We start from the raw sequence: 14,088 nt of genomic DNA on the forward strand, positions 1-14,088 counted from the left end.
ACCGTTAGTAGAATCCCGCGACGGAAGACCGGAGAGGAAGCTCAAGCACTGTAGCACTTCCTCTCGTGTCGCTGGCGTCCAGTAGTCTGGTCTGTTCGCTATCTGGTTCATCTGGCAGTACCCCATATTTTCGGGCTTCGGCTTGGATTACGTCTGTGATTTTTGTTGGCTTGTTCGGCTTAAGCTGCGGGCCGGGAGGACCGATTTTATCTCGGAACCAGTTTCTCCAAGTGGCACGCCAGTCCAGCTTTGCGCCGTTCTTGTTGCTGAGAGACCAGTTTTTCATTCGCTCCGCCTCAGAAAGGGCTTTGGAACGAGGCATGCCCTCAGACACAGCCTCTGCGATCCAATCGTCTGGGATCTGCCAATCAGCAGTAAGGCGAACAGATCGAGATTGTTTTTTGGAAACACCGTTAGGTGTTTCTTTTAACTCTCTGGTATCTGGAGAATGGCATGGCAAAACCTTAGCATTTGCTAAGTGCGCTTGCTTATCTTTCAATGACTTAGCAGCGCCACCAGCCGAACCTGCGGAAGCTCTCAATTCACTTTTACGTTCGCTTTTGCGAAGCTCATTCGTCAGGCGATTGTGAGAAATGGATGCTTCTGACACGTCAAAGAAAGCAAGAATGTCATCCTTGATCGAACGCCATTTCTTGACCGACAAGCATACGATGCGTGAAAGCTTCACATCATCATTTGGCAAAGACCCGCCAGCGTTCCACATAGTCATAAGCATAAGGAGATATGCGCCATGCTGTTCGCATGACAGGTGCCGTGTGTCCCCAAGATAGTCCGAGACATAGAGCTGCATGAATGGGCGCTCACTCATTTTCTCTTCCCCGCGTTAGATCTGGAAATGAGAGAAGCAAGCGTTTCGGTTATTTCAGCAGCACACTTAAATGGAGACCGAAAGATTTCGGATCCCGTATATCGAAGGATGGTGTAACCATCTTTCTGGAAATGACGGTCTCTGGCTTTATCTCTTTGCGCCTGCTGTTTCGTTCGCTCATGATAATCGTGGCCATCGCATTCCACGATAAGCTTCACGTCTTTTGCGTAGGCATTGGTAAGGAAGAAATCGACCCGATACTGATCAATCTGCAACTGAGGAATAATGATGTTGGCAATCGGATCAGTATATTGCTTGTAAAAATATAGACTTTCCGGCTTGCCACGCTTCGTCACCACAACGTTATCGCCCCACAGGCGCATGTACGCTACCGTCGCCAAAAGTAACGTACCCTCGATTGGGCTATCCACTAGTTCTGAAATCGGCTGTTCAACCTTGTTGGTATCGTGAAAAACAGCGCTTTCGACCCAAGTGTGAAACTCATCCGAAAAATCTGATAGAAGCTTACTTGAATAATTCATGCCGCCTGCGCCTCCTCGGCGCGCTGCAATATGACGACGCATTCCTCTTTCAAACCGGCATCCCACGTCATCGTGAGGCGTTCGCAGAGGCTGTCGTTCTTGATGACCTTGTAATGCTGGAGAACGTCCAGAAGCGCTTTCATTCGGTTGTCGAGGTCCATGCGCTTATGCGGACGCTTCAAGGCAACCTGAATGCTGAATGGACCTTCGATGAATTCGTTCTTGCCATTGAGGAAATAGCCACAGTCACTGCGCCACTTCGCATATTCTGGCGAAAGGCGGCGTGTTTTGCCCCAGCCAACGTAAATATCCCAGACAGAGGGAGGGAACGGGAGTGCAAGCTTGATCATGCCGCCTCGCCTTCTGCCTTGCGGGCGATGGCGTTTCGGTAGTCCTGAGCAACAGCTTCAAGGATTTCAACGTCAACTCGGCGGTTCTCAAGCTCATGATCTGGCCGCTTGCTCTTACCTTCGCTGAAGTCAGCGAGCCACCAGACCTTTTCATTCTTGATCTTTTCGATGCGAGCAAGTTTGTCTTGGAGGGTAATCGTCAAAGTTCACCCCCAAAAAGTTCGCCCTGTCTGGCATCCTTGCGATCCAGCATGCGCAGAATGGTTTCGCCGCGATGTTTTTTGTCCCAGACGAACCAAGCGTGGAGCATTGGTGGCGCGCCTTGGCCGGTGAAATCGATCTTCCAACGCATGAGGTAGACGCGAGCGGCGGGGAACCGGCCCCAGAATGATGCAAGACCGCCAGCACCGGGCCACGTCCAGTTGAGCAGCAGCGCCATGTAGTCGACATCAAGCGTATCAAGCGCGTGGTAAAGCCATCGTGCTTTGCCATTGCCCCAGCCGCATTCTTGGAATGGTGGATTGGTCACTAGCGCCGTGGAAGGTGCCACTGAGAAATCATAAAAGGAGCGGACTTCCGCGTTACACCCTCTATCGACAAGATCAGATGCATGCACCTGCAAGCCAAGCGCTTCCATCTCACGAACCATCGCACCGTCACCGGCTGCTGGTTCCCAGATTGTGCCGAAGTCTCGCAGGCGGTCAATTTCAGCATGGAGGAATGCGCGCGTGGGTTCTGGCGGAGTCGGATAGAAATCGTCTTTTTCACGAAAAAGGGAATCGGCCTTAACAATCTCGCCATCGAGCATGATGTGCACTGGCTTGGCCTTATTGCCCGTCGCTCTGAAAAGTCCGCGTGCTGTAGCCGTCATTACATCCTCCATGCGAAATAGAGGCCGATCAAACAGACCAGCAGGATTGTCAGGAGAGTTGAGAGAACAGCGGCGGCGAAAGGGTTCATCGTTCACCCTTCTCTATTCGCGTCGGAAAGGTCTTTTCGTCCCTCTGCCGCTGCGTCAGCCTTAACCAGTACTGGCGCAATTTCTGCCACGCTGCTTGCAAAAGGCGTTCCAGCCAGAGCATCCGCGATGCCAAGAAGTTTCGAATTGCGCGCATGGGCTAGTTCCCTCTCAGCCGCATAGGCTTTTTCTGATGCTTCAAGCGCCGCTTTGTAGGCGCGAGCGATGGCCGCATATGCGGAAACAGGCATATCTTTGATTGATCGATAGCGGAGGCGATGCATCCAAGAAGCAGGCGCGCCATACATGCGCTCAGCCCGGTGCATGGCAGCGTCAACGGTATCACCCGGCCCCCGGTAGGTGCTTTGAAGGATGAAATCACTCATCCCTCTGGCGCTGCTGACAAACTCGACACTCATTTTGTCAGATCCTTCAAAACCTTTGTCGGACATTGCAAAGCTCTCCAGCTACGTTTCAGGACAACAAAGAGAGCCTGAGACGAAACGAGAGCAGGAGTTGAGGTTTGGAGCACATCGGGCATGCAGCATGGCGCGTTCTGCAAAACGCACGAAAAGCAGCGATTGCCCGAAAAGAAAAAGACGCGGGTACCGAAATGCACAGCGCAGAGGGTGTTCCAGGTATTTCTGCCTTGAACGCTGCACTTCGCCCGGAGGCACCCGCTACCGTCGAATATCCGGGCGAACGGAAAAGATCGCGACATAAAGGACGCTCGACGGGTTCTTGAATTTGAGATTGAGCGAGGCTTGTTCCTCATATCGCCGCCCCTCGCTCAGAAAAGGGAGCCTCACCGGTACTCGTTACATGTCCGGTGAGGCTTTCTTCGTCTGCCGTGCGGGGGGCTTGTGGGGTGGCAGACGAACGAAGGAACAGACCACGGCGCTTTGCCAATAGGCCGGGATATGATGGATGAACGCCAAATCTTTCGGAGATAGACTTTATCGGCTCGCCGCTGACGTAGGCAGAGAGGATATTTCCCTTATCGGTACTTGTGAGGCGCGGCGCACTCATTCTGCACCTCCCTCGCGTGCATGCACGTGAGAGGCGCCATGAAGAGCTTCCCAATACAGTTCGAAGACCATGTTCTGTTCTTCGCGAACATGCGTATCCATGCGCCGAGCGGCGACGATCTTCTTGACGGCTTTAACGTCATAACCGCGAGCCTTAAGCTCTTTGTATGTTTCGGACTTGTCAGAGTTGCGCTCGCGGATGAATTCTTCATCGCGTTCAATCCGTTCAACAAATGCGCGAAGCTCAGCAACTTGGATAACGTCGCTCATATCAACGCCCTCACCTCTTTGCGCGGGCGAGAAGCCTGTACGTTGACTTTTGCGCGCTCGGCACGGATGTATGCGCGAACTTCCATCTCCGTTTCAGGCCAAACTCTCCCGCCAGAACGGAGCCTTTCGACAAGGCGACCGTTCTTGATCGCTTTCATCCCAAATCGGAAAGCGCCGGTTCCTGTTTCAGCCATGAAGGCTTCAATTTCTTTGAGAAGTTTCGTGCTCATAACTGATATATACACGCTATCGCGTGCATAATCAATACACGCAACAACGTGTGCACGCTTTTCCGTGTACGTGATAAAAAATTGGTATGGAAGAGAACTGGAAAAGCCGCCTTTTGAAGGCTGTAGACGAAGACCCACGATCAGATCGCGCCATTAGTTTGGCGACGGGTCTTGGCGTCAACACGGTCAACGAACTGCGAAATACTGAAAAGTCGCCCAGCATCGAAAAAGTTATGAAGCTGAGCGAAGAGCTAGGCGTAAGCCTGGCTTATCTCTTCTGGGGCGCAGAAGATGACAAAGCCCCTATCCGTGGTGAACACGAAATCAGAACCATGTTAGGTCGTGTGCAAGGGCTGAAGCCCGACGACGTGGGACTGCTTCTTGGTATGATCCTGAATACCATCAAGGCGAATGCTTACGAACGAGAACATAGCCGTACTGATGATCAATCTGAGACTGCCAATCCCCACCGTGAACCAACTCCATAAGGTCGGATAGCCGCTGGCTGATCTTTTCAATTTCCCTCGCCGCATTTAACTCGTCGCAAGATAGAGCTTGTTCGAGCATTTCATCGACGGCTGATTTCTTTAGAATTTTACCGCCTGAGACATAACGGATCAATTCGGCCTCCGGCGTTAGATTTTTTCCATTTCTTCGATTTCAGGCGGCAACGGATCGCCATGAGCGTAAATCAGCTTAGGTTCTTCGAAATCTCCGGTGTCTGCATCGCCGGTGTTCGCGAATGCAATCACCATAGGGCTGCTTACTGCCATGCGTTCAGCAGTGCGCTTGGCATGAGCCACGTCTTTCGCGATGAACGGAGTGTCGGCAATCAGTTTGCCCCTCGGCCCCTTACTGTAGCTCTGTACGATAAAATTAGTTTGCATGCTCATACCCGTTACTCCCTGTACGCTTGTTATGTGCGACAGGATGACTCATAAAACGGAACAGAACAAGAACATTCTTGACGAAAGGTAAACGGCCTTTTGCCGCCGCTAGATGTGGTGTTTGCCGGGCGGCTGGTATCGAGTCGCGGTTGTGGATATTAGGAATCACGTTATGTTGGTCATCGGGCAAGCAGCGTAAAGGGGCTGAGCTGTGTTTAGCATCGCAGCTGAATTTCATGAAAAAAGTTTAATCTGGTTGCGGCATCGTTACCAGTTGTCAATGATTGTGTGTTGACTTATATGGCAACATTAGAGCAACTTATTGAGACGGATGAGCTGGTTTCCCTTGGAGTGGAGCTTGAACAGAATGCTTTGCCATGCAGGAAACTGATAGGAACTCCGGGCTTTGTCTTGTGGCTAGATGAGGTTCTACCTCAACTGCAAACGACGATTGTTGGCGGAATAACCGACCCCTTGGAACAGGTGGACGCGGTGTTTCACGAATATATCTCTGGAGAGGATATAAACTATGACCGGCGATTTAAAAGATTAACTTCCCGCCCAGACGATAGGCATGTTTGGGAACTTAAAACACCAGACATAAGAATATTTGGGTGGGTCCCCAAGAAGGATCATTTCATTTGTTGCTACGGTGAAATGAAGGATGAAATCGAGTTAAGGCTAGCTTATCCACGCTTTATAGCACAGACCGTATACGTTCGCACGACACTTGATTTAGACGAACCCAAATGCATACAGAGCAGGGATTATAATGATGTCGTATCAACTTAAGATTGATCTACGGAAACGGCAAGCCGGTCGGTTGATATCAAAGACTCATAGAGAAATACAAAAAGCGTTTGTTCGTGCATCACGCGAAGACGGTTTAACTCAGCAAAAATTAGCGAAGAAGCTTGGCCTCGATAGGTCAGTCGTCAATCGAATATTGGTTGGTGAGGGAAACCTCACACTTAGGACGATTTCTGATCTAGCCTGGGCGCTGGGATTTTTACCAGTAGTGGAATTTAGAAAAGATATTCCCAAGGTAAACTCTAATCATTTCAACTGCCCGGATGATGATTTCCACGTTAAAGAAGTAAAATTGACACGCCCTGACCGTGAACGGGGCAAAATAGACGTTCGAGCAGAAGCCAAGGCAGTAGTTGAGCTAGATGAGTATGCCTAATTTTACTGGTCATGTAGTCTTTTGCGAAGACGTTCGGATCGAGGTAAATCGCCAAGTTAGTTATATTGGCGTTTTTCCTCACCACCGTGAGTTCTTTGAACCCGACGTAGATGGTGATTTTGTTTTGCCTCGATTTGGCATCGCCATTTACTTGGATATCCCTCCAGAGTACGAAGGGCAAACACCTCTCATTGCTGTTTTATCTATCGACAAGGATGGGAAAGAGAAACAAATCGCCGATGAGACGATGGGAAAGGTTCCAAACTCTCCAGACGGAAGATCTGTTAATGGTGTTTCGCATATTCAACTTGAAGGGCTTTTCTCACCTGTGGGAACTAAGTTTGGTGTCGACGTGACAATTAAAGATGAAACAGTTCGAATTGGAGTTTTTCACTCAATAGAACGTCAAAAGAACAAAACAAAAGACGAAAACGCTTAATTACTATGAACCCCGCTTCGGCGGGGTTTTTCATTTGCAGTCAAAGTTCGTGCCCCGCCTTCTTTGCGCTAGCGCAAATAGCGTCGAGACATGCTAAGATATGATTTCCTCGACGGAGGACCATCATGGCGGATGATAAAAGACCCCGGAATAATGCTGTAATCATCGACGGCGACCGCTCAAGCGGCGGGGATTCCCAAGGAAGCACGCTTACCCCGATGTTGATTGGAGGACTTGTCCTTGTCGTTCTCGGTGGCATTATCGTGATGATGTTCGTCTGATTGGACTACGAGAACAGACCATGACGCCAGAAAGCTTACAGCACTGCCTTGATGATATCGGCTGGACGCCGGATATTCTGGCGCGCAGGCTGGAATGTAATGTATCGCTTGTGGAAGCCTGGCTGTCCGGCGAGATTGAAATGCCGCTTAAAGCATCAGCCTGGCTTACAACACTGGCGGCGTGCCATCGCGCCGCCGAAGATGGAAGGCCAACTTCCTTGAAGGGCAAGAAACCCCCGTTCTAGAGCGCGCCACGCACTGCGGTTCTTCCCACCTATTTTGACTCGACTTGCCCATGTAAATCGGCTTCGATGTTCGGTGGGGACACGTTCAAGGGGGAGATCATGGCGGGACATATTTTCGGTGGGCCGGACACCGAAACCAAGCTTCAGTGCCTCAATGAGTATCTAACCGCATTTTCCACTGCGCTTCGCAAACAGCAATTCGCCTGCATTTATATTGATGCTTTTGCTGGCTCCGGTGAACGCACTCAAGTGCGCCCGGCGTTGCCGCTACTTGGTTCAGAGTTCAGCGAGCCTGAAGAAGTTACGACACCTGGATCGGCCCGCCTCGCACTGGACGTTGATCCGCCACTGAACACATTGGTACTTATTGAACGCGATCCGCATCGTTACAACGCTCTCATCCAGTTGCAGGCTGAATATCCGGAAAGGCGTGTAATACTTAAAAATGGTGATGCGAATGAACTAGTGCAGCGTTTGTGCAAAAGGACCCCGTGGCGAGGGCCAAATACGGTTGGACGTGGCATTAGAGGCGTTATATTTCTTGATCCGTATGGAATGGAAGTAGATTGGCAGACGGTTTCTGAAATCGGGAAAACTGAGGCGTTGGATTGCTGGTACTTCTTTCCCCTTTCAGGCCTTTACAGAAATGCACCTAAGCAAGCTCCAAAATTGAGCGCAGATAAACGACGAGCGCTCAATAGGCTCTTTGGTACAGAAGAATGGTACAATCGCTGGTACAACCATGAGACAATAACAACCGATTTGTTCGGCGATCCAATTGCAACGGCCAGGACTGCTGATGTCGACGCCATTGAAGCCTATGTGGCAGAAAGATTGTCAGATGCCTTCAGAGGTGCAGTACTGAAGCCGATCCGCTTGCATCACAAAAACGGCGCGCCTCTCGCCTCTCTTTTCTTCGCAATTTCAAATACGAGTCCGCCCGCTGTCAAACTGGCTTCAGATATCGCGTCTCACATACTCAAGCGTGGGAGCTCATCCCAAGTGCGTTCACGATAAACGCGGCCGGTGGCTTTTTTGTTTTTGCCACCCCACTGCTTGAAAAAGAATGCGGCGTCGGCATCCGTGCACTGATCAAAAATCTCATCAATCCAGCGCGGATCCATTGGTCGGGCATTCGGTCCGCTTTCGCCGCCGACGATTGCCCAATGTATGTCTCTAAGTTCTCCGCCTGCAACCGAACCAATTAGCGGCTCGTATGAGACAAACCGAACCGCAGCAGGAACTTCGCGGAGCTCATCAAGTCGGTGTAGCACACGGCTATCTTCTACACTGGTCCCCAGCCATACATTGGAAAGGACTTTAAACCCGTCCTTCTGGAGAATTTCCGCCATGCGGTCAGGACGTTTTGTAAGTATCTGATAAGTGTGACGACGGGTGCGCGCCATGACATCCCAGACTTTCCTCACAAATTCTTCCGGCACATCGGTGTGAAACAGGTCGGACATCGAGTTGACGAACACGCGCCGAGGTTTTGACCAAGTCTCAGGGATTTGTAAGGCGTTCTCATCTAGGACGATTTTACCTGTCCATTTTGCACGCCCACCTGATTTGCGTGTCGTGCCGACGTACTTTTCAACGCCCATGGCTTCTAATCGAGCCGCCATGCGCATCGCGTAGCAATTAGTGCATCCAGCGGTAAGGATCGTGCATCCGGCAACTGGGTTCCATGTTGCATCTGTCCATTCAATCGACGTGTCAGCCATCACCCGCTCCTAGCATCCCTTTATGGTTAACCGATGGCGGTTGATGAACAGTAAAAATGGCCATCTGGGATGCCGCTGATTCTAGCACGGCGCGGGATGGCGTCAAAACTAATTGCACGTAATTGCGTGTATTCTATTGCAATGCACGCAGAAGCGTGTATATTCGATCTCAACAAACGAGATCGGAGCGCAACATGCATCCCTCTATCCAGACAACCTACACAGACCTTGCAAGGACGCTGACCGGACTGACCGTAAAGGCACAAAAGCCGGTACGTGAAGTAACCCGCCAAAAGCGCGTCATGCAGCTTGCATGGTCCATGTACCGCGAAAAACAGGCGGCGGAACTCAAGGACATTGAACTGTACCGTGCCGAAGCCACGCCGGAGCAATTCGAGCGTTGGTTCAAGCGCAACACTTCATTCAACGCCAAGCAGTTCGGCTTTGCGCTTCAAGACGCCCATCACGCTATTCGCATGGAAGAACTTGGCCCGGTTTTCATCACGACCAAGCAGAGCCTGCTTATCGGCTCTGACAGCCGGTAGGGGTAAGCCATGACCAGTCACGCCGATCACCTCAGCGCTGAACAGGTTGATTTGTATCTGACCGCAATCAGCACAGACAAGCCTATCGAAGATCGTATTGAAGCCGCTGGCGATCTTCTCGCCCGCCCTCTCCCATATGACGCCCGTCGTGAAATTCGGTCGATTTACCTCGACCTGACCGACACACGCGACCTTGTTCAAGAAGGAATTGCAGCATGACCCATACCTATGAATTCTGGACCGCCGCGCTTGCAGACCCGAAAGAAGTGGGCAAGGGACTGCCAGTCCACGAGGGCGATGCACAGCCCGGTTTTTACCGCAAGCGCAACGGCAAGGATGGGCCTTGGCTTCCGGTCGCCATCTGGGAACAAGACGGCCAGCTTGTCGCAAAGATTGGCGATAAAATGGGCGATCCGGTGGACCTATGGTCGTGGGTTTGCCGTTTCCCGGTTTCCGAGGCTGCATATCGTAAGGCTGTCGATGGCAATGGTTGGGATGATGACGCGCCGGTTGCGCCTATCGGTCACAATCTGCCGGATGATCCCCACGAAGCGCTTAAGCTGGAATTTCAGGCCGAGAAGGAATTGGCCGATACCTTCCTGAAAACGCCTATCACCACTCAGGAGCAGGCCGACAAGGCGGCAGTCTGGTCGAAGAAGCTCGCCGGGATCGCCAAGAAAGCCACTGATCTGCACAAGGTCGATAAGCAACCTCATTTGGACGCGGGCCGCGCTGTCGATGACAAATGGCGCGACCTCAAGGAAGAACCTGCCGACTTATCCAAGAAGCTCAAGCGCCACATGGATGCATTCCTGATCGAGCAGCAACGCCTTGAAAACGAGCGCCGCCGCAAGGAGCAGGAAGAAGCCGACCGGTTGCGCCGTGAGGCTGATGAACGCGCCCGCGCCGCTGAGCAAGGCAACGACGAAACGGCATTGGCCGAGGCTGAACAGTTAAAGGCAGAAGCTGCCGAGCGTGAGAAAGCTGCTCAGGCCACGAATGCGCAAGCTGGTCGTACTGGGGCAAAGGTCAGCCTTCGCACTTTCGTCTCTGCCCGGATCGTTGATTACGACAAGGCCTTGGTTGCCCTGAAAGATCACCCCGAAATGAAAGCTCTTGTCGAGCAGCTTGCCAACCGTGCGGTTCGCGCCGGTATCGAAGTTGCTGGCGTCGAGCGCTTTGAAGAACAGAGGGCCGCATAATGAGCGCTGTCATTGAAATGCAATCTCGCCCGTCAAATGTTCCTGCTTTTATGGCCGGTGCGCAGGTTGGCGCTATCATCCCACGCAGCATCGAAGAAATGTGGCGTGTATCAACGATGGTCGTTCGTGCTGGTCTGGCACCGCAAGCGCTTGTCGGGAAGAAGGAAGGCGAAGAAGCTGTAAGCGCCGTGGCTATCGCCGTGATGGCTGGTGCCGAACTTGGCCTGCCGCCAATGGTAGCCCTTCGTAGTTTCACCGTTATCGGCGGACGCCCTGCTCTTTATGGTGATGGCATCATCAATGTTGCCCGCCGCTCCCGTAAGGCTGCTTATATTCGCACCGGATATGATGAAGCCCGAAAATGCGGATGGTGTGAAGCCAAGCGAGCAGACAACGGAGAAGAAAAGCGCGTTGAGTTTTCTGAAGCTGATGCTCGGTCTGCCGGTCTGTGGGATGACCGCAAAATGGTCAGGCGCAAAGTTTATGGAGAATTCAAGGAAGTCCCGAACGATGCGCCTTGGTTCCGATATCCGAAGCGCATGCTTGCGTGGCGCGCTGCCGGTTACTGCCTGCGCGAACTTTTTGCAGATGTTCTTGGTGGCATTACCGACGAATTCGAAGCAAACGAGATTGCCGGGAGCGATGAACCAGTAAACGTCACTCCACCATCGCCGCCATCGCCTGCCATTACCGCTTCGAAAGAGGAAGTCATTGAAGAAGCCGAAATCGTCAATGACGGTGAGGCCTTCGACCTTGAGGCATTTCTGTCTAAAGTCGATGAAGCCATGGCGACCGGCAAGACCGAGGAACAGATTGTAGAAATCTGGGATGACTTCGACGTTGAAGCTACCTTGACCGAGGATGAAGAAGCCCTTCAACGCGCCTTCGATCTTCGCAAGCATCAGATCGCCCGCGTTCTTCGCGCAATGCTCAACTCTCACCCTGTCAATGCGGGGTGAGCCATGAGCAAGCGAGAAAAGCCAATTTATGGTTTCGTTCGCAAGGGGAATGCCCTTGTCCCGGCCATGGAGTTCGACATGGCCGCACTGGACAGCATTCGCAACGGCGAACTGGTGAAGGTCGAAATAAAACAGTTTCGCAATGTTTCCCGTCATCGTGCCTATTGGGCAATGATACAGGAAGTCGTTGACGGCTACGGTTTGAATTATAGCGCCGACCGCCTACACGAAATCATCAAGCTTGAGACGGGCGTGGTTGATTTGGTCCGCTTGCCGGACGGCCTAAAGGTTCAACTCCCCGGTTCAATTTCCTTTGACAAGATGAGCGAAGCTGAATTCCAAGCTTTCTTCAAGAAGGCTGAGAAGTGGCTTGCCGAAACCTACGGCTATGTCCGTGAGGAGGTTGCGTGATGATCCCCTCTTTCATTGCAAAATTCTTCAACTGGCTTTTCCCCGAACCGGAGCGCCGCGACCTTCAGGCCGAGATTACCGCCAAGATAGCGGAAATCGAGACGGCCAAGCGCCAGCATCGACCGCGAAGCCACCTTTACGATGAACTTAACGGCCTGATGGCCGAGCAACTGGCCGAAGAACTCGGCTATGCGAGGCACTGACATGGCCCGCAAAGAGTTTACACGAAAAATCCGCACCGCCGCTATCGAGCGCGCTGCCGGTCACTGTGAGAAATGCAAGGCCGCTCTCAAAAAGGGAGAGGCTGAAGTGGATCACATTCTGCCTGACATTCTAGGCGGCGAGCCGGTATTGGTCAACGCTCAAGTGCTTTGCCAGCAGTGTCATGCGGAAAAGACGGCAGACGATATTCGCCGCACCCGCAAGGCCGACCGACAGAGGGATAAGAACAACGGCGCTATCAAACCATCTTCAAAGCTTTCCGCCAAGGACAAGCAGCCGAAGCGCCTCACAAAACAACTCCCTCCCCGTAAGCGCGACATATTCGGTCGCCCTGTTAGCGAAAGTGCGCGAGCATGACTGATATCAACACAGGTGGTGCAGCATTCCCATGCGAAGGCGGTTCAGACAGTGGGATATTTGCCGATCCCGGTATGTCGCTTCGCGATTACTTCGCGTCTATGGCGCTTCAAGGGTTTCTTGCCAGCCAATATGTTTCCGATTTTATCAAAGAAGTTGGCAAATTTAGCACAGATGCTGATGTAAGGCGCAATTTGGCGACCAACGCCTATCTGTACGCCGACGCCATGATCGCAGCCCGCGAGGTCCAGCCATGACCACAGTACCGGAAGAAGCACAGTTCGACCCGAATTGCCCATTCGACGTGATTGCAGAAGCAACCCGTCAGAGCGTTGGAATGGTGGTGTTCAATGCTTTCACGAGCGACCAGTCTAATGACTTACCTACGATTGAACGCCGTCGCGCAATTATGGCCGGTGCTCTGACCGGCGTGATCGGAACTTACTTGGTTATGTTTGAAGGGACGCCAGAAAGCGACCTCCTCCAAGTTCTGACGCTCGATATCAACCAAGCGCTGGCTAATGCGCTCGTCATCGTCAAAGAGAACGGCGAAGGGGAGACAGTCCAATGACCTCCACCACAGTACCGGAAGAAGCCGTGAATGCGGCAATCAACGCTTGGTTCGAAGAAACACGACCGCATGTCATGAATGCAACGCCACTACCGGAACAGGCGCGCCGTATGCGTTTGGCACTGTCGGCGGCTATCCCCTTCATGATGGATGCTCCGTGTGGCTATCGGCTTATCCCGCAGCAGCCGACCCAGACCATGCTTGAAGTGATGGCGTTTAATCTGTCTGCCGAGTTCGGCGCAGACTTCACGCGGGAAAATCAGGAGTTTGCCCTCGCAGTCTACAATGAGGCGTGGGCACTTGGCGTTCGCCCCCTCCCTCACCTACCGCAAGGGGAGCCATCCGCAGCGCGTAAGCTGGCGTTGGAGGAAGCGGCAAAGATTGCCGACGAATTGGAAGAACGCACCAAGCTGAAATACGCGAGCCCAGATGGCGAGGAATGCCAAATCGTTCCGCTCGTGTTGCTTATTGAAGCATCCGCCGCCATCCGCGCCCTATCCTCCCCGGACCATGCCGACGCCGGTAAGGTCGAGGGGGATGGGTGGTTGCCGATAGAAAGCGCGCCGAAGGATGGGACGGAAATCATCTATCTGACCAAGTATGGCTCAATTGGCTTCTGTCGGTACGCTGTTGACGACATTAACGATTGGTTCGGCTGGTGGGACTTGCAAGCTGACGATGAGGTTTATCCGAAGCGTTGGCTCCCCCGCTCCACTCTCCCATCTGCACCTTCTCACGAGGTGGCGGGGTCATGATCTCTATAATTGTGGCCTACTTACTAGGGGTAAAAGAGGGATTTCTGTGCCCTTATGACGTTTCCGTCGGGATGACATACGACGACGACCGTCTTTC

General features: G+C 52.4%; 27 protein-coding genes. 17 read left to right on the forward strand and 10 right to left on the reverse strand.

What is annotated here, in order from left to right:
- Nucleotides 1-4: 4 nt before the first annotated feature.
- The 8 genes from F9K94_RS15380 to F9K94_RS15415 form a co-directional block, all read right to left on the reverse strand.
- A complete protein-coding gene (locus F9K94_RS15380; RefSeq protein WP_151646694.1) occupies nt 5-829 on the reverse strand; it encodes a YdaU family protein in 825 nt (274 codons plus the stop codon).
- A complete protein-coding gene (locus F9K94_RS15385; protein WP_151646696.1) occupies nt 826-1,413 on the reverse strand; it encodes an endonuclease domain-containing protein in 588 nt (195 codons plus the stop codon). Before F9K94_RS15385 ends, F9K94_RS15380 begins: the two co-directional genes overlap by 4 nt.
- A complete protein-coding gene (locus F9K94_RS15390) occupies nt 1,368-1,721 on the reverse strand; it encodes a RusA family crossover junction endodeoxyribonuclease (protein WP_151646698.1) in 354 nt (117 codons plus the stop codon). The genes F9K94_RS15385 and F9K94_RS15390 overlap by 46 nt, the downstream gene beginning before the upstream one ends.
- On the reverse strand, nt 1,718-1,924 hold the full coding sequence (locus F9K94_RS15395) for a hypothetical protein (RefSeq protein ID WP_151646700.1): 207 nt from the start codon (nt 1,922-1,924) through the stop codon (nt 1,718-1,720). Before F9K94_RS15395 ends, F9K94_RS15390 begins: the two co-directional genes overlap by 4 nt.
- Nucleotides 1,921-2,592 carry a hypothetical protein gene (locus tag F9K94_RS15400; protein WP_151646702.1) on the reverse strand — a complete coding sequence of 224 codons (672 nt, stop codon included), beginning with the start codon at nt 2,590-2,592 and terminating at the stop codon, nt 1,921-1,923. The genes F9K94_RS15395 and F9K94_RS15400 overlap by 4 nt, the downstream gene beginning before the upstream one ends.
- Nucleotides 2,593-2,684: 92 nt before the next feature.
- On the reverse strand, nt 2,685-3,098 hold the full coding sequence (locus tag F9K94_RS15405; protein WP_151646704.1) for a hypothetical protein: 414 nt from the start codon (nt 3,096-3,098) through the stop codon (nt 2,685-2,687).
- Between the two features lie 352 nt (nt 3,099-3,450).
- Complete coding sequence (locus tag F9K94_RS15410; RefSeq protein WP_151646706.1) at nt 3,451-3,708, reverse strand: hypothetical protein; 258 nt, start codon at nt 3,706-3,708, stop codon at nt 3,451-3,453.
- Nucleotides 3,705-3,977 carry a DUF2312 domain-containing protein gene (locus tag F9K94_RS15415; protein ID WP_151646708.1) on the reverse strand — a complete coding sequence of 91 codons (273 nt, stop codon included), beginning with the start codon at nt 3,975-3,977 and terminating at the stop codon, nt 3,705-3,707. The genes F9K94_RS15410 and F9K94_RS15415 overlap by 4 nt, the downstream gene beginning before the upstream one ends.
- Nucleotides 3,978-4,293: 316 nt before the next feature.
- Between F9K94_RS15415 and F9K94_RS15420 the strand changes: the two genes are divergently transcribed.
- The gene (locus F9K94_RS15420; RefSeq protein ID WP_151646710.1) at nt 4,294-4,695 is read left to right on the forward strand and encodes a helix-turn-helix domain-containing protein; all 402 of its coding nucleotides are present in this window, start codon (nt 4,294-4,296) and stop codon (nt 4,693-4,695) included.
- A 147-nt stretch (nt 4,696-4,842) separates the two neighbouring features.
- Here the strand turns inward: F9K94_RS15420 and F9K94_RS15425 are convergent, their stop codons facing one another.
- The gene (locus F9K94_RS15425) at nt 4,843-5,100 is read right to left on the reverse strand and encodes a hypothetical protein (RefSeq protein WP_151646712.1); all 258 of its coding nucleotides are present in this window, start codon (nt 5,098-5,100) and stop codon (nt 4,843-4,845) included.
- Nucleotides 5,101-5,385: 285 nt separating this feature from the next.
- Here F9K94_RS15425 and F9K94_RS15430 point away from each other — a divergent pair, with 285 nt between their 5' ends.
- The 6 genes from F9K94_RS15430 to F9K94_RS15450 all read left to right on the forward strand — a co-directional run bounded on the left by F9K94_RS15430 (nt 5,386) and on the right by F9K94_RS15450 (nt 8,262).
- A complete protein-coding gene (locus tag F9K94_RS15430) occupies nt 5,386-5,886 on the forward strand; it encodes a hypothetical protein (protein WP_151646714.1) in 501 nt (166 codons plus the stop codon).
- On the forward strand, nt 5,867-6,280 hold the full coding sequence (locus F9K94_RS15435; RefSeq protein WP_151646716.1) for a helix-turn-helix domain-containing protein: 414 nt from the start codon (nt 5,867-5,869) through the stop codon (nt 6,278-6,280). The genes F9K94_RS15430 and F9K94_RS15435 overlap by 20 nt, the downstream gene beginning before the upstream one ends.
- Nucleotides 6,267-6,719 carry a hypothetical protein gene (locus tag F9K94_RS15440; RefSeq protein ID WP_151646718.1) on the forward strand — a complete coding sequence of 151 codons (453 nt, stop codon included), beginning with the start codon at nt 6,267-6,269 and terminating at the stop codon, nt 6,717-6,719. The genes F9K94_RS15435 and F9K94_RS15440 overlap by 14 nt, the downstream gene beginning before the upstream one ends.
- A 125-nt stretch (nt 6,720-6,844) precedes the next feature.
- Nucleotides 6,845-7,000: a hypothetical protein gene (locus F9K94_RS24440; protein ID WP_185757968.1), complete on the forward strand. Its 156-nt coding sequence runs from the start codon at nt 6,845-6,847 to the stop codon at nt 6,998-7,000.
- Nucleotides 7,001-7,020: 20 nt separating this feature from the next.
- Complete coding sequence (locus tag F9K94_RS15445; protein WP_151646721.1) at nt 7,021-7,245, forward strand: hypothetical protein; 225 nt, start codon at nt 7,021-7,023, stop codon at nt 7,243-7,245.
- Nucleotides 7,246-7,344: 99 nt separating this feature from the next.
- Nucleotides 7,345-8,262 carry a three-Cys-motif partner protein TcmP gene (locus F9K94_RS15450; RefSeq protein WP_151646723.1) on the forward strand — a complete coding sequence of 306 codons (918 nt, stop codon included), beginning with the start codon at nt 7,345-7,347 and terminating at the stop codon, nt 8,260-8,262.
- On the opposite strand, the gene F9K94_RS15455 is transcribed toward F9K94_RS15450, so the two are convergent.
- Nucleotides 8,217-8,969, reverse strand: a complete 753-nt coding sequence (locus F9K94_RS15455; protein WP_151646725.1) for a DUF5131 family protein — start codon at nt 8,967-8,969, stop codon at nt 8,217-8,219. The genes F9K94_RS15450 and F9K94_RS15455 overlap by 46 nt on opposite strands.
- A gap of 194 nt (nt 8,970-9,163) precedes the next feature.
- On the opposite strand from F9K94_RS15455, the gene F9K94_RS15460 reads away from it, so the two are divergent.
- The 10 genes from F9K94_RS15460 to F9K94_RS15505 are packed head-to-tail and all read left to right on the forward strand — an operon-like array spanning nt 9,164 to nt 13,991.
- Nucleotides 9,164-9,514, forward strand: coding sequence for a hypothetical protein (locus F9K94_RS15460; RefSeq protein ID WP_151646727.1), 351 nt, complete (start codon nt 9,164-9,166; stop codon nt 9,512-9,514).
- A 9-nt stretch (nt 9,515-9,523) separates the two neighbouring features.
- Nucleotides 9,524-9,733, forward strand: a complete 210-nt coding sequence (locus F9K94_RS15465) for a hypothetical protein (RefSeq protein ID WP_151646729.1) — start codon at nt 9,524-9,526, stop codon at nt 9,731-9,733.
- A complete protein-coding gene (locus F9K94_RS15470; protein WP_151599278.1) occupies nt 9,730-10,716 on the forward strand; it encodes a hypothetical protein in 987 nt (328 codons plus the stop codon). The genes F9K94_RS15465 and F9K94_RS15470 overlap by 4 nt, the downstream gene beginning before the upstream one ends.
- Nucleotides 10,716-11,675 (forward strand): recombinase family protein, encoded by a 960-nt coding sequence (locus F9K94_RS15475; RefSeq protein WP_235920627.1) that lies wholly within the window; start codon nt 10,716-10,718, stop codon nt 11,673-11,675. Before F9K94_RS15470 ends, F9K94_RS15475 begins: the two co-directional genes overlap by 1 nt.
- 3 nt (nt 11,676-11,678) lie before the next feature.
- The gene (locus tag F9K94_RS15480) at nt 11,679-12,086 is read left to right on the forward strand and encodes a DUF1367 family protein (protein WP_151646731.1); all 408 of its coding nucleotides are present in this window, start codon (nt 11,679-11,681) and stop codon (nt 12,084-12,086) included.
- Complete coding sequence (locus F9K94_RS15485; protein WP_036577761.1) at nt 12,086-12,289, forward strand: hypothetical protein; 204 nt, start codon at nt 12,086-12,088, stop codon at nt 12,287-12,289. The genes F9K94_RS15480 and F9K94_RS15485 overlap by 1 nt, the downstream gene beginning before the upstream one ends.
- 1 nt (nt 12,290) lies before the next feature.
- The gene (locus F9K94_RS24950; protein WP_151646733.1) at nt 12,291-12,665 is read left to right on the forward strand and encodes an HNH endonuclease; all 375 of its coding nucleotides are present in this window, start codon (nt 12,291-12,293) and stop codon (nt 12,663-12,665) included.
- Nucleotides 12,662-12,922, forward strand: coding sequence for a hypothetical protein (locus tag F9K94_RS15495; protein WP_151646735.1), 261 nt, complete (start codon nt 12,662-12,664; stop codon nt 12,920-12,922). The genes F9K94_RS24950 and F9K94_RS15495 overlap by 4 nt, the downstream gene beginning before the upstream one ends.
- The gene (locus F9K94_RS15500; RefSeq protein WP_151646737.1) at nt 12,919-13,236 is read left to right on the forward strand and encodes a hypothetical protein; all 318 of its coding nucleotides are present in this window, start codon (nt 12,919-12,921) and stop codon (nt 13,234-13,236) included. Before F9K94_RS15495 ends, F9K94_RS15500 begins: the two co-directional genes overlap by 4 nt.
- A complete protein-coding gene (locus F9K94_RS15505) occupies nt 13,233-13,991 on the forward strand; it encodes a hypothetical protein (RefSeq protein ID WP_151646739.1) in 759 nt (252 codons plus the stop codon). Before F9K94_RS15500 ends, F9K94_RS15505 begins: the two co-directional genes overlap by 4 nt.
- Nucleotides 13,992-14,088 lie beyond the last annotated feature (97 nt).

This window comes from Brucella tritici (assembly GCF_008932285.1).
Lineage (GTDB): Bacteria > Pseudomonadota > Alphaproteobacteria > Rhizobiales > Rhizobiaceae > Brucella > Brucella tritici.